Genomic DNA, 19929 nt, shown 5'->3' with positions numbered 1-19929 from the left:
CTGACCGATCATATAAACCTCCTACCGATCAAATCTGCAGGTTGACCGATCATATAACCGTCTTGCCGATCAAATCCGCTGGCTACCGATCATATAATTGTCTTGTCGATCATATCCGCCAGCCACCGATCATATAATCGTCTTGCCGATCATATCCACCAGCCACCCAATCATATAACCGTCCTATTAATCATATCTTCCACCAACCCTCCCACTAATTTCACCAATATCTCAAAACTATCAAAACTTTTAGTTGACTGAACGCTCATTCATAATTAAACTAGAAAATAGACATCGACACGATACTTATTTTCGACTACACTATCTGTACTATTCAAACAACAAGGGAAGGGGAGATAATAAATGCATCCATTGATCATTGCCAACTGGATTTTGTTTCTCGCGGTCGTGGCCTACGCGCTTGCGTTGTTCACATATCTAATCAAAACACGCATTCAATTTATCAAACTGGGGAGAAAAGAAGAGTTTGATAATAACATTTCGGAACGTCTCCGCAAAATATGGATTTACGTCTTCGGACAAAAGAAATTATTAAAAGATAAAAAGAGTGGAGCTATCCACGTTATGTTTTTCTACGGGTTTTTACTCGTACAGTTTGGAGCTATCGATCTTGTCTGGAAAGGGTTAAAACCGGGATCACACTTACCATTTGGTTCAGTATATCCTGTCTTTACAATCTTCCAGGAAATCGTTGCTGTGACAATACTTGTCGCGGTAGTGTGGGCATTCCACCGCCGTTATGTTGAGAAGCTTGTGCGTTTAAAACGTGGGTGGAAATCCGGACTTGTCCTTATTTTCATCGGGGGACTCATGCTTTCAACATTACTTGCAAACGGTATGAACATGATTTGGCAAGGACATGAAACGACATGGATGGAACCAATCGCATCGACGATTGCTACAGTATTCAGTTTCATGCCGGAAACTGGGGCGGCCGTCATATTCTTCATTGCTTGGTGGATCCATCTGCTAATCTTACTGACGTTCCTCGTCTATGTGCCACAATCGAAACATGCGCACTTGATCGCAGGACCTGCTAACGTTTATTTCCACCGTCTTGATCATGCAGGCCGTTTAAAGCCAATCGACTTCGAAGCATTGGAAGATGTAGAAGAAGGAGAAGAGATGCCGCCGCTTGGAGTAGGTAAAATAACTGACTTCACGCAGCTCCAAATGATCGATTTATACGCTTGTGTTGAATGTGGACGTTGTACGAATATGTGTCCAGCATCTGGAACAGGTAAAATGCTGTCTCCGATGGATCTCATAACGAAACTACGTGATAACCTGACAAATACAGGCGCACTTGTGACAAAGCAGAAACCGTGGGTACCAACACTCGCGTTCAATAAAACAAAAGGCAACCAGATTGCATTTGCAGCTGGACTTGAAGGCGCTACAATGGATGACATTTACAACCCGTCCCTCATCGGCGATATCATCACGGAAGAGGAAATCTGGGCTTGTACAACATGTCGTAACTGTGAAGACCAATGTCCGGTTATGAATGAACATGTTGACAAAATCATTGACCTTCGCCGTTATCTTGTTATGACAGAAGGAAAAATGGATCCGGATGCACAGCGCGCGATGACAAACATCGAACGTCAAGGGAATCCATGGGGGCTTAACCGTAAAGAGAAAGAAAACTGGAGAGATGCACGTCCAGATCTTCATATTCCAACGGTCAAAGAATTGAAAAAAGCGGGCGAAGAATTTGACTACCTGTTCTGGGTGGGTTCAATGGGGTCATTCGACAACCGTTCGCAAAAAATCGCCTTATCATTTGTCCATCTGATGAATGAAGCGGGCATCAAGTTCGCCATTCTTGGCAATAAAGAGAAGAACTCTGGAGATACGCCGCGTCGTTTAGGGAATGAGTTTTTATTCCAAGAGTTGGCTACCGCCAATATTGAAGAATTCGAAAAAGCGGGCGTCACAAAACTTGTTACCATTGACCCGCATGCCTACAATATTTTCAAAAATGAATACCCTGACTTCGGATTTAAAGCAGAAGTAGTCCATCATACGGAAATGCTTTACGAACTCGTTGTCCAAGGGAAGTTAAAACCGGAGCATGCAATCGACGAAACAATTACGTTCCATGATTCATGTTATCTAGGCAGATATAACGACGTCTATGATCCGCCACGTGAAATTCTTAAAGCAATTCCTGGCGTTAATCTAGTCGAAATGAAACGTAATCGTGAAGACGGCATGTGCTGTGGAGCGGGCGGAGGACTTATGTGGATGGAAGAAGACACTGGCCACCGTATCAACGTCGCTCGTACAGAACAAGCACTTGAAGTCAGCCCGGGAATCATATCATCCGGCTGTCCATACTGCTTGACGATGTTGTCAGACGGCACGAAAGCGAAAGAAGTAGAAGAGTCTGTTGGCACATATGATATCGCCGAACTACTAGAACGTTCGATTTTCGGTGAGGATTGGCAGCCAGCTGAAGAGGTTGTAGTAGAATCGATTTTGCAATAAGCCATTGCGGAACAATCAGTATTGTCGTACAATTAATAGAATAGTGAACTATGATTTGTGAAATCAAAAGGAGTGGAAACACTCCTTTTTTCTTAAACTCTTATCGAGCGAGCGTTCAGTCGCTCGATTCAAATGAGAATGAAAGCGTTACCAACAATCATCAAAGGGGCGATAGATATGGGAAGAACGGTCATAGTAAATGGGGCAAGAACACCATTCGCAAAATTAGGCGGAGCGTTAAAGTCACTGACGGCAAGCGATCTTGGGGGGATTGCTATCAAAGATGCATTAAATCGTGCGGGCGTGAAAGCAGATGAAGTCGGTGAAGTCATCATCGGAACGGTATTGCAAGCAGGCCAAGGTCAAATTCCTTCTAGGCAAGCAGCGACGAAAGGTGGACTTCCTTGGTCGGTGAAAACGGAGACCATCAACAAAGTATGTGCATCAGGCATGCGCAGCGTAACTCTTGGCGACCAGTTGATCCGTCTTGGCGATGAAGAAGTCATTGTTGCCGGCGGTATGGAGTCTATGTCCAATGCCCCTTACTACGTACCAAAAGCACGATTTGGGTTGAAAATGGGTGATGCAGAACTGATCGACGGTATGATCTACGATGGACTTTCTTGTTCATTCTCACCCGACCGCGTTCATATGGGCACATACGGTAACTCGACAGCTGAAGAATTTGCACTGACGCGCGTTGCACAGGACGCATGGTCACTCCGTAGTCATGAACGGGCATTGCAAGCGATTGACGCAGGATTGTTCGCACAAGAAATCGTTCCAGTCGAAATCCCGCAGCGTAAAGGTGATCCGATTTTAGTCGATACGGATGAAGCACCACGCCGCAACACATCGCTCGAATCACTGGCGAAATTGCGACCGGCATTCGGCAAGGACGGCACAATTACGGCAGGAAACGCACCAGGCGTTAATGACGGAGCATGTGCACTTGTGTTGATGAATGAAGAGCGTGCGCTAAAAGAAGGAAAAACACCATTAGCAGTCATTATTGGTCATGCAGAAGTGGCTATAGAACCTGCAAACTTCCCGCAAACACCTGGGCTTGTCATTAATGCATTACTTAAAAAGACGGGTAAGAAACTAGAAGATATAAAACTTTTTGAAATAAACGAAGCATTTGCAGCTGTTGCTCTCGCAAGTTCACAAATTGCAGAACTGGATCCTGAAAAAGTGAACGTCAATGGCGGTGCAGTTGCACTCGGTCACCCGATTGGCGCAAGCGGAGCGCGTATTATCTTGACACTTGCGCATGAACTGAAACGCCAAGGTGGCGGTATCGGTATTGCAGCAATTTGCTCAGGTGGAGGCCAAGGCGACGCAATTATGATTGAAGTAGCAAAATCGGAATAATGTGGAGGCGTTAATCAATGGATATTAAAAAAATAATGGTGATCGGTGCAGGACAAATGGGCGGAGGAATTGCTCAAGTCTGTGCACAAGCCGGCTTCGACGTAAAACTGAATGATATAAAAGAAGAATCATATGCTAAAGGGCTTGCAGTTATTACAAAGAATCTGTCTCGCAATGTCGAAAAAGGTCGCATGACAGAAGACGAAAAATCCGCAGTACTTGGTCGCATAACGAAATCACTCGATCTGCAAGATGCATCGGACGTTGACATTGTCATCGAAGCAGCAGTTGAAAATATGGATATCAAAAAGTCCATATTCGCGAAGCTGGACGAAATCGCTCCGCAACATGCGGTTCTTGCATCCAATACATCTTCACTTCCAATCACGGAAATCGCGGCGGCAACAAAACGTCCTGAACAAGTGATTGGCATGCATTTTATGAACCCGGTTCCAGTGATGAAACTAGTTGAAATTATCCGCGGTCTTGCAACTGCTGACGAAGTGTACAAAGCGGTGGAAGACATGACAGTGAAATTGTCTAAAACACCGGTAGAAGTAAATGACTTTCCAGGATTCGTCGCAAACCGAATTCTTATGCCGATGATTAACGAAGCAATTTACACGCTCTATGAAGGCGTTGCAACAGAACAAGCGATTGACGAAGTCATGAAACTCGGCATGAATCACCCAATGGGGCCGCTTCAGCTCGCAGACTTTATTGGACTCGATACATGTCTATATATTATGGAAACGCTACACGAAGGATTTGGCGATTCGAAATATCGCCCATGTCCCCTCCTGAGAAAATATGTAAAAGCAGGATGGTTAGGGAAGAAGTCAGGCCGAGGATTTTACGTTTACGAATAACTAATGCTTACATTTAAAGGGGAAATCATAATGGATTTAACATTCACCGAAGAACAGCAGATGATGCGCGACATGGTACAAAGTTTTGCGAAGACTGAAATCGAACCGTTCATTCCACGTATGGAAGCTGGGGAATTCCCACGTGAAATTTTAAAGAAAATGGGCGGACTCGGCTTGATGGGCATTACTGTCCCAGAAGAATATGGTGGGGCAGGTATGGATTTCATCTCATATATTAGCGCCATCCATGAACTGTCGAAAGTAAGCGCCGTTGTCGGTGTCATTCTTTCCGTTCATACATCGGTTGGAACAAACCCGATTATGTATTTCGGTAACGACGAACAGAAAAACCGTTACCTCCCAAAATTGGCAAGCGGCGAATACCTTGGTGCTTTCTGCCTGACAGAAGCATCATCTGGTTCTGACGCAGGATCTCTTAAAACACGTGCAGTCAAAAAAGACAATCATTATGTGCTTAACGGTTCTAAAATGTTTATTACCAACGGCGGAGAAGCAGATGTCTACATCGTCTTTGCATCGACAGATCCATCTAAAGGGACTTACGGTATCTCAGCATTCATCGTCGATAAAGATACACCTGGCCTAGTCATTGGAAAAGATGAACGGAAAATGGGACTTCACGGTTCGAGAACAGTAGAGCTGTCGTTTGATCAAATGAAAGTTCCACTAGAAAACTTACTTGGTGAAGAAGGCGGTGGCTTCAAAATTGCGATGGCAAATCTCGACGTCGGTCGTATCGGCATAGCGGCACAAGCACTCGGTATCGCAGAAGCAGCACTTGAAGCGGCAACAGGTTACGCGAAAGATCGTGTTCAGTTCGGCAAGCCGATTGCTGCTCAGCAAGGCGTAGGATTTAAACTTGCGGACATGGCAACTGCAGTCGAAGCAGCAAAACTACTCGTCTACCGCGCTGCACAACTGCGTGCAGAAGGACTCCCGTGTGGAAAAGAAGCCTCGATGGCTAAGCTATTTGCTTCAAAAGCGGCAGTCGAAGGATCAATTGAAGCAGTTCAAGTATTCGGCGGTTATGGCTATACAGAAGATTACCCAGTCGAGCGCTATTTCCGTGACGCAAAAGTAACTGAAATCTACGAAGGCACAAGTGAAATTCAACGTATTGTTATTTCGAAACATCTGATGAAGTGATGTACGCGTTCTTAGTGTAATTGCAACTATGAAGTTTTAATTGTAACTACCTACGTGTAATTGCAACTATGGGATTCTAACTGCAACTTTCCAATCGTAATTGCAAACCGAACAACGAAGAGTTCGGTTTGTATAATTCCTGTGCCCTTTACAGGAATTATACAATGAATTCCAATCCTTTAATTAAAACCAAATACCAAATAAGGTGGGAAACCCAATGAACTTTAAATTATCCGAAGAACACGAAATGATCCGTAAAATGGTCCGCGACTTTGCGGAAAATGAAGTCGCACCAACAGCAGCAGAACGTGATGAAGAAGAACGTTTCGACATGGATATCTTCAAGAAAATGGCGGACCTTGGCCTAACAGGTATTCCTTGGCCTGAAGAGTATGGCGGCATCGGCAGTGACTTTCTCGCATATTGTATCGCTGTAGAAGAACTGTCACGCGTTTGTGCGTCAACAGGCGTCACGCTTTCTGCGCACACATCTCTAGCGGGATGGCCGGTATTTAATTACGGAACGGAAGAACAAAAACAACAATACCTTCGTCCAATGGCAGAAGGTACGAAAATGGGGGCATACGGTCTAACGGAGCCAAGTTCTGGTTCTGATGCAGGCGGCATGCGCACAACGGCGAAACGTGACGGCGACGACTACGTAATAAATGGTTCTAAGATTTTCATTACAAACGGCGGCATTGCGGACATCTACATCGTCTTCGCAGTTACTGATCCAGATTCAAAACATAAAGGAACAAGCGCATTTATCGTAGAAAAAGATTTCCCTGGTTTCTCAGTTGGGAAAAAAGAGCGTAAACTCGGCATTCGTTCATCGCCTACAACTGAAATCATGTTCGACAACTGTCGTGTACCAAAAGAAAATCTTCTTGGTGAAGAAGGGCAAGGCTTCATCATCGCTATGAAAACACTTGACGGCGGCCGTAACGGAATTGCTGCACAAGCAGTCGGGATTGCACAAGGGGCACTTGACGCAGCTGTTGACTATGCGAAAGAGCGCGTTCAATTCGGTAAACCTATCGCTGCAAACCAAGGCATCGGCTTTAAATTGGCAGATATGGCGACAGCAACGGAAGCTTCAAGATTGTTAACATACCAAGCTGCATGGCTCGAGTCGAATAATTTACCATATGGTCAAGCATCTGCAATGGCAAAACTAATGGCTGGAGATACAGCTATGAAAGTTACAACAGACGCTGTTCAGGTTTTCGGCGGTTACGGGTATACAAAAGATTATCCTGTTGAGCGTTATATGCGTGATGCGAAAATTACGCAGATCTACGAAGGAACGCAAGAAATTCAGCGTCTCGTTATCTCCCGAATGCTGACGAAATAAGCGGGGAGGTGTAGGAAAGTGAATAAACGAGAAGTGAAATCGTCTGTCAAAGATGAAAGTCTGATTGAAAAACGGCGTGAACAGATGATTCGTGGTGCGGTGAAACTTTTTAAAGAAAAGGGATTCCATCGCGCAACAACCCGCGAAATCGCGAAAGAAGCGGGATTTAGCATCGGAACGCTTTATGAATATATACGCACCAAGGAAGATGTACTCTATCTCGTTTGTGACAGTATTTATAACGAAGTGCATGACCGCCTTTCTGCCCTGCCTACCCAAGAAGGGACAGTGGATGGACTGCGAGTGGCCATTAATCAGTATTATCATTTGATTGACGATATGTCGGACGAATTTCTGGTCATGTACCAAGAATCAAAATCACTACCGAAAGATGCACTGCAATATGTTCTGAAAAAAGAAATGGAAATGGTCGCTTTGTTCGAGAATCTTTTAGAAATGTGTGCAAAGTCGGGGGAACTGCGCATTTCAGAAGAAGAAGTCGGCATCGCGGCACATCATATCGTCGTACAAGGACAGATGTGGGCATTTCGCAGATGGGCATTGCATAGAAGTTATACGATAGAAACCTATATACGTGTTCAAACAGACCAACTTTTTAAAGGGTTAATTGGGTAAAACGTTCATTAATGCAAAGGGGTGTTCCACATATGGCAACAGTTGAGATTTATAAACCGAAACACCATATCCGGTTCGTTACAGCGTCGAGTCTTTTCGACGGGCATGACGCATCCATCAATATCATGCGTCGTATTATGCAAGCGAGCGGCGCAGAAGTAATTCACTTGGGGCATAATCGTTCAGTCGAGGAAGTTGTCAACGCGGCCATTCAAGAAGACGTTCAAGCAATTGCGATGTCTTCGTACCAAGGCGGGCATGTTGAGTACTTTAAATATATGTATGACCTTCTTCAGGAAAAAGGGGCACCGCATATTCGCATTTACGCAGGTGGCGGCGGAGTTATCATCCCGAAGGAAATCAAAGAACTGCATGACTACGGTATTACATGGATTTTCTCTCCTGAAGATGGGCGCAAAATGGGTCTTCAAGGGATGATTAATCGGATGTTGGAGCAATGTGATTACCTCACAGCGACTGACAATGAAATGGAAAACCTTGAAAAAATAACTGTCGACCAACCCGAAATCCTCGCGAATGTCATTACGTACGTGGAAGAAATGTACGGTCAGGACGACGCGCAAGCAGCTGCAGTTGTTGAAAAAGCACGTACACTTTCTAAAAATACACCGGTTCTTGGGATTACTGGAACAGGTGGGGCGGGGAAAAGTTCGCTCACTGACGAATTAATTCGTAGATTCCTCCACGAACTACCGGAAAAAAGAGTCGCAATCCTATCAATTGACCCAACGAAACAGAAAACAGGTGGGGCTCTACTTGGTGACCGTATTCGTATGAATGCCATCTTCAATAAGCGCGTATTCATGCGAAGTCTCGCAACACGTGGTTCCCGTACAGAGCTTTCTGGAGCGATTCGGGATGTGTTAGACATTGTAAAAACAGTCGGTTTCGACCTAATCGTTGTTGAAACAAGTGGAATCGGGCAAGGGGATGCTGAAATTACGGAAGTTTCCGATGCTTCGATGTATGTCATGACAAGCGAATTCGGTGCGCCGACACAACTTGAGAAGATTGACATGATTGATTTCGCAGACCTGATTGTCATCAATAAATTCGAACGTAAAGGCTCTGAAGATGCATTGCGCCAAGTGCAAAAACAGTATCAACGCAGTCATCTTCTGTGGGATAAAGATCTCGATACAATGCCAGTGTACGGCACAATCGCAAGCCAATTCAACGACAAAGGGACGAATTCACTCTTTGCAGCACTTGTTTCCGTATTGAACGACAAATGCGGCCTCGACTGGGAAACGTCTTACGGACAATTCGTCAAAACACAAAAACAAAACGTCATCATCCCGAACGACCGTCAGCAATATTTACGTGAAATCTCTGATACGGTCCGTGGGTACCATAAAAAATCTGAAGTGCAGGAAACGCTTGCACGCAAATTATTCCAGCTCGAAGGAGCCATTCAAACGGTCAACGAACAAGCGCCAGACGATGCGCTCGTGACTTCACTGCAATCACTTGCGGAAGGCATTAAAGAAGAATTGACGTCAGAGTCAAAACGTATCCTCGCAAACTGGGATAAATTGAAAGAAGCCTACGCGGGCGATGAATTCATCACAAAAGTTCGCGGTAAAGAACTGCGCACTGCTTTGACAACCACAAGTCTTTCAGGATTAAAAATCCCGAAAGTCGCGTTGCCGAAATTCAAAGATTACGGTGAAATTCTTCGCTGGGTTTATAAAGAAAACGTCCCGGGGTCCTATCCATATACAGCTGGCGTATTCCCATTCAAACGTGAAGGCGAAGATCCAAAACGTCAATTTGCCGGAGAAGGAACGCCGGAACGGACGAATCGTCGTTTCCACTATTTATCGAAAGATGACGATGCGAAACGACTGTCAACGGCGTTCGACTCTGTGACATTATACGGAGAAGACCCGGATGAACGTCCAGATATTTACGGAAAAGTTGGGGAGTCTGGCGTCAGTATCTGTACGTTAGAAGATATGAAGAAACTGTACGAAGGTTTCGATCTGTGTGCACCGGCAACGTCTGTTTCCATGACTATTAACGGTCCAGCACCGATTATTCTTGCCATGTTTATGAATACAGCAATCGATCAACAAGTGCGCATCAACGAGGAAAAACTTGGGCGGGCACTAACGGTTGAAGAATTCATTGAAGTCAAAGAAGGAACGCTTCAAGCAGTTCGTGGAACAGTGCAAGCAGATATTCTGAAAGAAGACCAAGGACAGAATACATGTATCTTCTCGACGGAATTCGCGCTGCGCATGATGGGGGATATCCAGCAGTACTTCATCGATGAAAAAGTACGTAATTATTACTCTGTATCGATTTCTGGCTACCATATCGCAGAAGCAGGCGCAAACCCGATTTCACAATTGGCATTCACACTGTCAAATGGCTTCACATATGTAGAGTATTACTTGAGCCGCGGCATGAATATCGATGATTTCGCTCCGAATTTATCGTTCTTCTTCTCGAATGGCCTTGATCCGGAATATACGGTTATCGGACGCGTTGCTCGCCGCATTTGGGCAGTCGCGATGCGTCAGAAATACGGCGCCAACGAACGTAGCCAAAAATTGAAGTACCATGTCCAAACATCAGGCCGCAGCTTGCACGCGCAGGAAATTGATTTTAACGATATCCGCACAACGCTGCAGGCGCTTATGGCATTGCAGGATAACTGTAACTCGCTCCATACGAATGCGTATGACGAAGCCATTACAACGCCAACGGAAGAATCAGTTCGTCGTGCGATGGCAATCCAAATGATTATTACAAATGAGCACGGCCTGTCGAAAAATGAAAATCCGCTTCAAGGCGCATTTATTGTCGATGAATTAACGGATCTCGTTGAAGAAATGGTCTTGCGCGAATTTGAAAGCTTAAATGACCGCGGCGGCGTGCTCGGTTCGATGGAAACACAATACCAACGCGGTAAAATCCAAGAAGAATCGATGCATTATGAAATGAAAAAGCATTCAGGTGAGTTGCCAATTATTGGCGTTAACACATACTTGAACCCGAATCCACCGTCATCTGATGACGTCGATAACATGGAAATCGCGCGTGCCACACAAGACGAGAAAGAAACACAAATCCTCAACTTACGTGCATTCAAAAGCTTGCATGCCGATCAAACCGAAGAAGCCTTGAAGAAGCTGAAAGAAGTAGCTGTTTCAGGCGGTAACATCTTCCAAGAACTAATGGAAACGGTGAGAGTGGCAAGTTTGGGGCAAATTACCAACGCGTTATATGAAGTAGGCGGGCAGTATAGACGGAATATGTAATTAAGGAACGCAGCCTAAAAGCGCGACGTCCTGTCGCAATTGCTGGATGACCCACATCCAGCGGACGCGAGCGTCTGGGCGCTGGAGCCGGACAATTAGGGATGGCAGTCTAAAAGTGCAACTGCATGACCTACTTCCTGTAGGCCACGAATCCGTGCAAACTTCGGTTTAGCACGGATTTTCCTTTTTTAGTGTGTAGTACCGACCGCTGTCATAATGCGTTTTACTCCATGCTGCCGGGGATTGCCCCATCTATGTAAATCGGGCGAGAGGCATCCCCAAGCGCCATAGCGGTATTGAATGAAATCACTATGTCCATTATTCCCCTGGAAAGTGTTTGGTATGTACTTTTCTTTTATATGGATATTGCTTGTAATTTTCACGTATAATAGAGAGAATGACTGGAAGGGGTGCGGGCGTGAAACTATATATACATATATTGATCATAGCCACCCTTGCCACCCTCTTTTTTCTGCTATATGATAAAGGATTAGGTGCTATCCCTTTTTTACTTTCTGGGGCTTATTTGGGGTTTATTTGTGTGACAGAACTTCGACACTCCAAAAAGAATAAAAGAATGTAGCATATTTTGGACTGTATTGTTTATAATGATAAGTATGTTTGTGTTTATAGAAAGGACGTGCGTTAATTGAACATCCGTGAAATGACGAAAGAACAACTGATAGAAGAATCGATGATTGATATCGCATATGCGGTTTTGGCGGAAAGAAAAGAACCGCTAACATTGCTTCAGCTGATGGACGCAATCCGTAAACTGAATGGCATAACTGAACGAGTTATGAGAACAAAATTACAACAATTCTATACAGACATGAACATTGACGGGAGATTCCTTGCTATCAACGACAACCGTTGGGGATTGCGCGAATGGTATCCGGTTGATCAAATCGAAGTAGAAACAGCTCCAGTCGTAAAAGTACGCAAGAAGAAAAAGAAAAAAGCGTTGCTTGAAGACGACGACATCATTGAAGACGAGGATGACGAGGATGAGTTGTTCGATGAAGAATTCGATGAACTAATCGATGACGATGAAGACGACGACGATGACGACGACGAGGAAGAAGAAGACGTAGTCGAGATCGAAGTAGATCTTATTGATCCAGACGACGAGCTTGAAATCATCCCTGATGATGCAGAGCTTGAGCTTGATGAAGAAGACGAAGAAGAGGAAGATGAAGACGAGGATGAAATCAAGGAATAATTACTTGACTTCACACGTCCGACACTATAACATTTTGACTGGGCTCCTTAAATGGACATGAATCAGTGTATATGCGCTCCTCCTGTAGATACTGTCTACAGACGGGGCGCTTTTTATTGTTTTAACATTATTCCGCAGAACTCCAAACCCCTGCTGAATAATGTTAAAGCCTCCGGCGGATGTCACAGATTTTGATGGGAATGAATTGAGTAGACTCACGGCCTGCATGATGCAGGTTGGTTAGCTGTTGTCGCAAGGAAACGACGCATTTACGCTAACTTCCATACTTGATCCGTACGCAAATACGTCAAGGCGAATTTGATTTAACTAGAACGAACCAGACGAATGGAGGAGTAAAACATGACAAAGTATATTTTCGTAACCGGTGGCGTTGTCTCATCACTAGGTAAAGGTATCAACGCAGCATCACTTGGACGACTATTAAAATCTCGAGGACTTCAGGTGACAATCCAAAAATTCGATCCATACATTAATCTTGACCCAAGAATGATGAGTCCTTTACAGCATGGTGAGGTCTTCGTTACAGAAGATGGGGCAGAAACGGATCTAGACCTAGGTCATTATGAACGTTTTATTGACATCAAATTGAACAAGTATTCGAATGTTACGATGGGGAAAGTATATTCATCTGTCCTACAAAAAGAACGTCGCGGTGAATACAATGGAGCAACTGTCCAAGTCATCCCTCATATTACAAATGAAATCAAAAGCCTGATCAAACGTGCTGGAAAAGAAACGAACGCAGACGTCGTCATTACAGAAATTGGTGGCAGTGTCGGCGATATCGAATCCCTCCCGTACCTAGAAGCACTTCGTCAGATGAAAACGGATCTTGGTAAAAGTGACGTTATGTATATTCACAACACCCTTATTCCTTACTTACATGCAGCTGGTGAAATGAAGACAAAACCTACACAGCATAGTGTTAAGGAACTTCGGAGTCTCGGAATTCAGCCAAATATGATTGTTGTACGAAGCGAATATCCAGTACCGCAAGAAATGAAAGATAAGATTGCGTTGTTCTGTAATATCAAACCAGAAGAAGTCATCGAAGCACTTGACGCGGAAACGCTATACGAAGTACCGCTTAGATTGCATGAACAGAATATGGATCAAATCGTCGTAGATTTCCTTGAGCTGGAGACGAAACAACCTGATATGACAGAAATAAAAGAACTGGTAACACTTGTGAAATCCCTTTCGAAAAAAGTTCGCATCGGACTTGTCGGGAAGTATGTTGAAATGCAGGATGCATATATTTCTGCGGTTGAAGCACTTCGCCACGCAGGTTACGGTTTCGACACAGAAATTGAAATAAAATGGATCAATTCGGAAGATGTAACAGCACAGAGTGCAGCTGAATTATTATCGGATGTCGACGGAATCCTCGTTCCAGCTGGTTTTGGAAAACGTGGTATCGATGGTAAAATTGAAGCAATTACTTATGCCCGTATAAATGGCATCCCGTTTTTCGGAATCGGCTTAGGCATGCAATTAGCTGCAGTCGAATACGCACGCAATGTTATGGGAATTGAAAACGCTCATTCAGTTGAATTTGATAAAGATACGGAAAATCAAATTATTGAGAGTCCTCCTGAAAGTAATGGTAATCCAGAAAGTTACTTCAGACTTGGCGCTTACCCATGTAAATTAAAAGAAGGAACGAAAGCGCGTGCTGCTTACGGCGAAGAGTTGATTTACGAACGTCACCGTAATCGCTATGAATTTAATAATGAATACCGCGAGCAATTCGAAGCTGCAGGTATGAGGATTTCTGGTATAAGCCCGAATGAACAACTCGTGGAAGTCATAGAATTAGAAGGTCACCCATTCTTTGTCGGTGTCTCGTTCCACCCAGAATTCGCATCACGCCCAACACGCCCACAACCGCTATTCCGCGAGTTCCTAGGAGCGATAATCGCTGGAAAAGAATAACGTTTCGGTTGCAACCTGTTGGACTTGCCATATATAGCGCGCGACCGATTATATATGCCGCTCAACCGAGCATAACCGCCGTCTACCCGATCATATATATCAGGTACCCGAGCATAACCGGCATCTACCCGATCATATGTATCGGTCAACCGAGCAAATCTGGCATCTACCCGATCATATATGTCAGGAACCAAGCATATCCACCGGCTAACCGATCATATATATCAGGACCCGAGCATAACGGTCACGCAACCAATCATATCCACCAATCACCAACTAAAAAAGCTGCACATAAACGGGGAATTCCCGCTTATGTGCAGCTTTTACTTGTTTTTAATCCTTGTCTAAAATCATTTCATCATAGGCAATCTTCACAGCTTCATAAACAAACAACGCACTGAGCGCATGCGGCTGAACAATCCGTTCGCCGTCGTCACCTGGTAATAAACCGCGCGTAAGCCCGGTCGATATATATGTATAGGATAATTCTGCAAGTTCATTGCTGCTGCCCGGTTTTTCAGCGGCGAGCGCGGCAAAAGGAATGAATCGTCCAGCAAGTTGCTGTGCAAGTTCCAATGCAGGCCTATCCGTCGCAGCCCGAGTTAATAGCCAAATCCGGTCGGCTGCTGTAATGTCCATCCCGAACTCATAACGAACGGCACCGCTAAGTGGTTCGATACTGTGAAAGGCGGTTGCAGTAACTGCCTCCATTTCACCGAATCCCGCAATAATAGCACGACCTTCCCCAATTGTTGCCTGTGCGAGAAGACGGGCTGTTTCTTCAATAGACTCTTCACCATTTCCGGCGATACGCTGAAGAAGTCCGCTGATTTGTGTCGTCAACATTTTCAAAATTACCACCTCCACCTAATTATAGGAAAAGGAGCATGGAAAGCAAAGGACAAAGTTTTGTCAAAAAAAGAAGGGTATCTGTGACATTTGTCAAATAAGTAGGTATAACAACATGGGATTGCAGAAAGAGGGAATGGAGATTGAAAAGTCTTTTAATTGTGGATGATCAAAAGGGGATACGACTTTTGTTGGATGAAGTATTCCGCCGGGAAGGGTTTAAAACAACCCTCGCAGCAAATGGATTAGAAGCGCTCCAAGCGGTGGAACAAGAAGTACCAGGCTGTGTCCTGCTTGATATGAAAATGCCAGGCATAGATGGATTAGAGGTTTTAAAAAGATTAAAAATTGGCTGGCCAGAGATACCAGTCATCATGATGACTGCGTACGGTGAAATTGAATTAACAGAAGATGCATTGAAAACTGGGGCTATGAAATATTTTACTAAGCCGTTTGATATTTATGAAGTCCGTGATGCGGTGAACGCAATGTTTGAAAACTGACAAAGCAGGCAGTGGTAAACACTGGCTGTTTTTGTTATGATATTGGTGGTATACAATAATCACACTATTCTTTTCAAGATCCTAAGGAGGAATTCGCATGGCACTTGTCTCCATGAAAGAAATGATGATCAAAGGGAAAAAAGAAGGGTACGCAATAGGTCAGTTTAATATAAACAACCTTGAATATACGCAAGCGATTTTACTAGCGGCACAAGAAGAACAATCTCCTGTTATCCTTGGGGTATCCGAAGGTGCAGCACGTTATATGGGCGGTTTCACAACGGTAGTCCACATGGTGAAAGGTCTTATGCACGATTATAAAATTACAGTTCCTGTTGCAATTCATTTGGATCACGGTTCAAGCTTCGAAAAATGTAAAGAAGCGATTGAAGCAGGTTTCACTTCCGTTATGATCGACGCTTCATCAAAACCACTTGCAGAAAATATTGAAATTACGAAAAGTGTAGTTGATTATGCGCATGAACGGGGAGTTTCTGTAGAAGCAGAACTTGGGGTCGTTGGAGGCCAGGAAGACGATATTATTGCTGAAGGCGTCATTTATGCGAACCCTGCAGAATGTAAAGAGCTTGTGGACAAAACAGGAATCGACTGTCTTGCACCTGCATTAGGATCAGTCCACGGACCATATAAAGGCGAGCCAAACCTTGGTTTCAAGGAAATGGAAGAAATTTCAAGTCAATCTGACCTACCGCTTGTCCTTCATGGCGGAACAGGTATTCCGATAAAAGATATCCAAAAATCTATTTCATTCGGAACGGCTAAAATTAACGTCAATACAGAAAACCAAATACAAGGAACAAAAGCTGTACGTGAAACACTTGCGGCAGACGCTGAAGCCTATGATCCACGTAAATTCTTGACGCCAATGCGCGATGCCATCAAAGTAACGGTTATCGGTAAAATGCGCGAATTCGGTAGTTCACAAAAAGCTTAATTATATTTAGTTAACAGAAAGAGGAGAAACATCAATGGTGATGTATTCTCCTTCTTTTAAGAGTTTTTCGGAGCTCTTCATAAAGTTTTTACTATAGAGTATTCATTCATTATAAGGGGGATTTTATTCATGAAGTTTTTCATCGATACAGCTAATTTTGAAGAAATCAAAGAAGCGCATACTTGGGGCATACTATCAGGAGTTACAACAAATCCTTCACTTGTTGCGAAAGAAGATGTACCTTTTCATGATAGGTTGCGAGAAATTGCAGCACTTGTCCCTGGTTCAGTCAGTGCAGAAGTCATCGCACTTGATGCTGAAGGCATGATCAAAGAAGGACGAGTATTGGCGGAAATTGCTCCAAATATTACGGTGAAATTGCCAATGACACCTGAAGGATTGAAAGCTTGTGCGGTCTTTTCACAGGAAGGCATCAAAACAAACGTAACACTTATCTTCAGTGCAAATCAGGCACTTCTTGCAGCACGTGCAGGAGCGACATATGTTTCCCCATTCCTCGGCAGACTCGATGACATTGGACAAGATGGCATGGCATTGGTCTCTACAATTGCAGATATCTTCTCAATCCACAATATCAAAACAGAAATTATTGCTGCATCCATCCGCAGCCCACAGCATATTACAGACGCAGCGCTTAGTGGTGCAGATATTGCAACGACACCTTTCAACGTGTTGACACAGCTATTCAAGCACCCACTTACGGATAAAGGAATCGAAGCATTTCTTGCGGACTGGGAAACTAGAAAGAACAAGTAAGGCATCAAAGGAGAGTCATATGGACGTTTATAAAATAACAGGCGGCAAACCATTACGAGGTTCAATTAAAGTGAGTGGCGCTAAAAACAGTGCAGTTGCACTTATCCCTGCTTCTATTCTGGCTGATTCCCTAGTAACAATCGAAGGACTGCCAGAAATTTCGGATGTCGTTACTCTTCAGGCGCTACTGGAAGATATCGGTGGGAAAGTTGAATTTAATAAAGGAACGATGACGATTGATCCAACAGAAATGATGTCGATGCCACTTCCGAACGGTAACGTGAAGAAGCTTCGTGCATCCTACTATATGATGGGCGCAATGCTTGGAAGATTCAAGCACGCGGTCATCGGCTTGCCAGGTGGTTGTCATCTGGGGCCACGACCAATAGATCAACATATCAAAGGTTTCGAAGCGCTCGGCGCAAAAGTGACCAACGAACATGGTGCGATTTATTTGCGCGCGGAAGAATTACGCGGTGCAAAAATCTATTTGGACGTCATCAGTGTTGGTGCAACAATTAATATCATGCTCGCAGCAGTTCTCGCAAAGGGTCGTACGACAATTGAGAATGCAGCGAAGGAACCTGAAATCATTGACGTCGCTACACTGTTGTCCAATATGGGTGCGAAAATTAAGGGCGCAGGAACGAATGTCATTCGTATAGATGGCGTGGAAAAACTTCACGGCACAAAACATACAATTATACCTGATCGAATTGAAGCAGGTACTTTTATGATTATGGCCGCAGCAGCGGGCGATGGCGTTACAATTGACAATGTCATACCGTTCCATGTTGAGGCGCTAACGGCGAAGCTTCGTGAAATGGGTGTGGATATTGTTGAAGGAGAAGAACAAATCTTCATTCCAAAGTCGAGAAATCTGCAAGCCGTCGATGTGAAAACACTTGTATATCCAGGTTTTCCAACGGATCTCCAACAGCCATTTTCGGTGTTACTATCGCAAGCAGCTGGACCTTCCGTCATTACGGATACGGTTTACTCGGCTAGATTTAAACATATCGACGAGCTCACTAGAATGAATGCTGATGCACGCGTTGAAGGGCGGTCGGCGATTCTAGCTGGACCGACGCCACTTCAGGCGGCAACAGTACGCGCATCCGACCTTCGCGCAGGGGCCGCGCTCGTTATTGCGGGACTCATTGCCGACGGAGTGACTGAAGTACAAGAAATTCAGCACATCGAGCGCGGGTATAGTTCCCTTATCGAAAAACTTCAGGGAATTGGAGCGGATATCCGCAAAGTGTCGATTTCGAAAGAAGCAATCGTGGGCGAATGAACGACCCAGCACTAGAAAAAAATATGCTATAATTAGTCAGAGTGGCAAAACTTACGGGATTTAACCGTATACCAGGAGGAACACAAATGGAACGCAGTTTATCGATGGAATTAGTTCGTGTTACAGAAGCAGCAGCAGTATCAGCTTCACGCTGGATGGGACGCGGCTTGAAAAATGAGGCGGATGACGCTGCAACAACAGCAATGCGTACAGTATTCGATACTATTCCGATGCAAGGGATTGTCGTAATTGGTGAAGGGGAAATGGACGAAGCACCGATGCTTTATATTGGTGAAAAGCTAGGGACTGGAATTGGTCCTGAAGTGGACGTCGCTGTTGACCCGCTTGAAGGAACAAATATTGTCGCAGCAGGCGGCTGGAACGCACTTGCAGTTCTAGCTATTGCGGATAAAGGCAATCTTTTGAATGCACCAGATATGTATATGAACAAAATCGCTGTTGGCCCTGAAGCGGTTGGTAAAATCGATATCGATGCATCCGTAACTGAAAACCTTATGGCTGTTGCTAAGGCTAAAAATAAAAACATTGGTGACATTGTTGCAACTGTTCTTAACAGGGAACGTCACGCTGCTATCATCGAAGAAATTCGGGCTTCAGGCGCACGCATTAAGCTTATCAATGATGGTGACGTTGCAGCAGCCATCAATACTGCTTTTGATGAAACCGGAGTAGACATTTTATTCGGACTTGGCGGAGCACCAGAAGGTGTTATTGCTGCAGTTGGATTGAAATGCCTTGGCGGCGAAATACAGGGTAGACTGGTTCCTTCAAATGATGCAGAACGTGAACGTTGTATCAAGATGGGAATCGACGTCGACAAAGTGCTTTACATGGACGACCTTGTCAAAGGGGACGACGCCATATTCGCTGCAACTGGCGTAACAGATGGAGAACTTCTTCGTGGCGTGCAATTTAAAGGCGGTTACTGTGAAACACATTCATTAGTCATGCGTTCGAAGTCCGGCACAATTCGTTTTGTTGAAGGCCGTCACAGCATGGAGAAAAAACCTCTGCTTGTCATGCAAGACTGATATAGCTCATCGCCCGGTCATAAACCGGGCATCTTCGCTTGTATAGGAAGTACCTGTATATATCCAGGAGGTCCTCGTCTGAAGTGGACCTTCAGGATATATTCATTATGA

At 44.5% G+C, this 19929-nt stretch carries 15 protein-coding genes; 14 read left to right on the top strand and 1 reads right to left on the bottom strand.

Going from position 1 to position 19929, the window contains the following annotated elements:
* Positions 1 to 363: 363 nt before the first annotated feature.
* The 9 genes from MKX62_RS04760 to MKX62_RS04720 all read left to right on the top strand — a co-directional run bounded on the left by MKX62_RS04760 (position 364) and on the right by MKX62_RS04720 (position 14385).
* Complete coding sequence (locus MKX62_RS04760; RefSeq protein ID WP_340740900.1) at positions 364 to 2514, top strand: (Fe-S)-binding protein; 2151 nt, start codon at positions 364 to 366, stop codon at positions 2512 to 2514.
* A 177-nt stretch (positions 2515 to 2691) separates the two neighbouring features.
* Positions 2692 to 3888: an acetyl-CoA C-acetyltransferase gene (locus MKX62_RS04755; protein ID WP_187045933.1), complete on the top strand. Its 1197-nt coding sequence runs from the start codon at positions 2692 to 2694 to the stop codon at positions 3886 to 3888.
* A 17-nt stretch (positions 3889 to 3905) separates the two neighbouring features.
* The gene (locus MKX62_RS04750) at positions 3906 to 4757 is read left to right on the top strand and encodes a 3-hydroxybutyryl-CoA dehydrogenase (protein WP_340740899.1); all 852 of its coding nucleotides are present in this window, start codon (positions 3906 to 3908) and stop codon (positions 4755 to 4757) included.
* Positions 4758 to 4787: 30 nt separating this feature from the next.
* Positions 4788 to 5924 (top strand): acyl-CoA dehydrogenase, encoded by a 1137-nt coding sequence (locus MKX62_RS04745; RefSeq protein ID WP_340740898.1) that lies wholly within the window; start codon positions 4788 to 4790, stop codon positions 5922 to 5924.
* Positions 5925 to 6141: 217 nt separating this feature from the next.
* Positions 6142 to 7281 carry an acyl-CoA dehydrogenase gene (locus MKX62_RS04740; RefSeq protein ID WP_067213186.1) on the top strand — a complete coding sequence of 380 codons (1140 nt, stop codon included), beginning with the start codon at positions 6142 to 6144 and terminating at the stop codon, positions 7279 to 7281.
* Between the two features lie 84 nt (positions 7282 to 7365).
* Entirely contained in the window at positions 7366 to 7917 is a 552-nt protein-coding gene (locus MKX62_RS04735) for a TetR/AcrR family transcriptional regulator (protein WP_082786850.1), read from the top strand.
* Positions 7918 to 7949: 32 nt separating this feature from the next.
* Positions 7950 to 11207, top strand: a complete 3258-nt coding sequence (icmF, locus tag MKX62_RS04730) for a fused isobutyryl-CoA mutase/GTPase IcmF (RefSeq protein ID WP_340740897.1) — start codon at positions 7950 to 7952, stop codon at positions 11205 to 11207.
* Positions 11208 to 11856: 649 nt separating this feature from the next.
* Entirely contained in the window at positions 11857 to 12429 is a 573-nt protein-coding gene (gene rpoE, locus MKX62_RS04725; protein WP_082786741.1) for a DNA-directed RNA polymerase subunit delta, read from the top strand.
* A gap of 360 nt (positions 12430 to 12789) precedes the next feature.
* Positions 12790 to 14385: a CTP synthase gene (locus tag MKX62_RS04720; RefSeq protein WP_340740896.1), complete on the top strand. Its 1596-nt coding sequence runs from the start codon at positions 12790 to 12792 to the stop codon at positions 14383 to 14385.
* Between the two features lie 333 nt (positions 14386 to 14718).
* Here the strand turns inward: MKX62_RS04720 and MKX62_RS04715 are convergent, their stop codons facing one another.
* Positions 14719 to 15231 carry a DUF2529 family protein gene (locus MKX62_RS04715; protein ID WP_335339526.1) on the bottom strand — a complete coding sequence of 171 codons (513 nt, stop codon included), beginning with the start codon at positions 15229 to 15231 and terminating at the stop codon, positions 14719 to 14721.
* A gap of 146 nt (positions 15232 to 15377) precedes the next feature.
* Here MKX62_RS04715 and MKX62_RS04710 point away from each other — a divergent pair, with 146 nt between their 5' ends.
* From MKX62_RS04710 to glpX, 5 genes are all read left to right on the top strand, one after another.
* The gene (locus MKX62_RS04710; RefSeq protein ID WP_187045928.1) at positions 15378 to 15737 is read left to right on the top strand and encodes a response regulator; all 360 of its coding nucleotides are present in this window, start codon (positions 15378 to 15380) and stop codon (positions 15735 to 15737) included.
* A 97-nt stretch (positions 15738 to 15834) separates the two neighbouring features.
* Positions 15835 to 16692 (top strand): class II fructose-bisphosphate aldolase, encoded by an 858-nt coding sequence (locus MKX62_RS04705; RefSeq protein WP_067213174.1) that lies wholly within the window; start codon positions 15835 to 15837, stop codon positions 16690 to 16692.
* A gap of 129 nt (positions 16693 to 16821) precedes the next feature.
* The gene (gene fsa, locus MKX62_RS04700) at positions 16822 to 17469 is read left to right on the top strand and encodes a fructose-6-phosphate aldolase (protein WP_067213173.1); all 648 of its coding nucleotides are present in this window, start codon (positions 16822 to 16824) and stop codon (positions 17467 to 17469) included.
* A 19-nt stretch (positions 17470 to 17488) separates the two neighbouring features.
* A complete protein-coding gene (locus tag MKX62_RS04695) occupies positions 17489 to 18766 on the top strand; it encodes a UDP-N-acetylglucosamine 1-carboxyvinyltransferase (RefSeq protein ID WP_067213170.1) in 1278 nt (425 codons plus the stop codon).
* 86 nt (positions 18767 to 18852) lie between these two features.
* Positions 18853 to 19818 carry a class II fructose-bisphosphatase gene (gene glpX, locus MKX62_RS04690; protein ID WP_067213167.1) on the top strand — a complete coding sequence of 322 codons (966 nt, stop codon included), beginning with the start codon at positions 18853 to 18855 and terminating at the stop codon, positions 19816 to 19818.
* Positions 19819 to 19929: the final 111 nt, after the last annotated feature.

This window comes from Sporosarcina sp. FSL K6-5500, from assembly GCF_038005665.1.
Taxonomy (GTDB): domain Bacteria; phylum Bacillota; class Bacilli; order Bacillales_A; family Planococcaceae; genus Sporosarcina; species Sporosarcina psychrophila.
The sequence above is the reverse complement of the archived record's forward strand: the minus strand, read 5'-3'. Positions and strand labels throughout refer to the sequence as shown.

What these genes read in the sequence shown, in the direction of transcription:
- MKX62_RS04695 (WP_067213170.1), top strand. Translation starts at nt 17,489, where the DNA reads ATGGACGTTTATAAAATAACAGGCGGCAAACCATTACGAGGTTCAATT.
- MKX62_RS04750 (WP_340740899.1), top strand. Translation starts at nt 3,906, where the DNA reads ATGGATATTAAAAAAATAATGGTGATCGGTGCAGGACAAATGGGCGGA.
- fsa (WP_067213173.1), top strand. Translation starts at nt 16,822, where the DNA reads ATGAAGTTTTTCATCGATACAGCTAATTTTGAAGAAATCAAAGAAGCG.
- MKX62_RS04715 (WP_335339526.1), bottom strand. Translation starts at nt 15,231, where the DNA reads ATGTTGACGACACAAATCAGCGGACTTCTTCAGCGTATCGCCGGAAAT.
- MKX62_RS04755 (WP_187045933.1), top strand. Translation starts at nt 2,692, where the DNA reads ATGGGAAGAACGGTCATAGTAAATGGGGCAAGAACACCATTCGCAAAA.
- glpX (WP_067213167.1), top strand. Translation starts at nt 18,853, where the DNA reads ATGGAACGCAGTTTATCGATGGAATTAGTTCGTGTTACAGAAGCAGCA.
- MKX62_RS04720 (WP_340740896.1), top strand. Translation starts at nt 12,790, where the DNA reads ATGACAAAGTATATTTTCGTAACCGGTGGCGTTGTCTCATCACTAGGT.
- MKX62_RS04705 (WP_067213174.1), top strand. Translation starts at nt 15,835, where the DNA reads ATGGCACTTGTCTCCATGAAAGAAATGATGATCAAAGGGAAAAAAGAA.
- MKX62_RS04735 (WP_082786850.1), top strand. Translation starts at nt 7,366, where the DNA reads ATGATTCGTGGTGCGGTGAAACTTTTTAAAGAAAAGGGATTCCATCGC.
- MKX62_RS04745 (WP_340740898.1), top strand. Translation starts at nt 4,788, where the DNA reads ATGGATTTAACATTCACCGAAGAACAGCAGATGATGCGCGACATGGTA.
- MKX62_RS04760 (WP_340740900.1), top strand. Translation starts at nt 364, where the DNA reads ATGCATCCATTGATCATTGCCAACTGGATTTTGTTTCTCGCGGTCGTG.
- icmF (WP_340740897.1), top strand. Translation starts at nt 7,950, where the DNA reads ATGGCAACAGTTGAGATTTATAAACCGAAACACCATATCCGGTTCGTT.
- MKX62_RS04740 (WP_067213186.1), top strand. Translation starts at nt 6,142, where the DNA reads ATGAACTTTAAATTATCCGAAGAACACGAAATGATCCGTAAAATGGTC.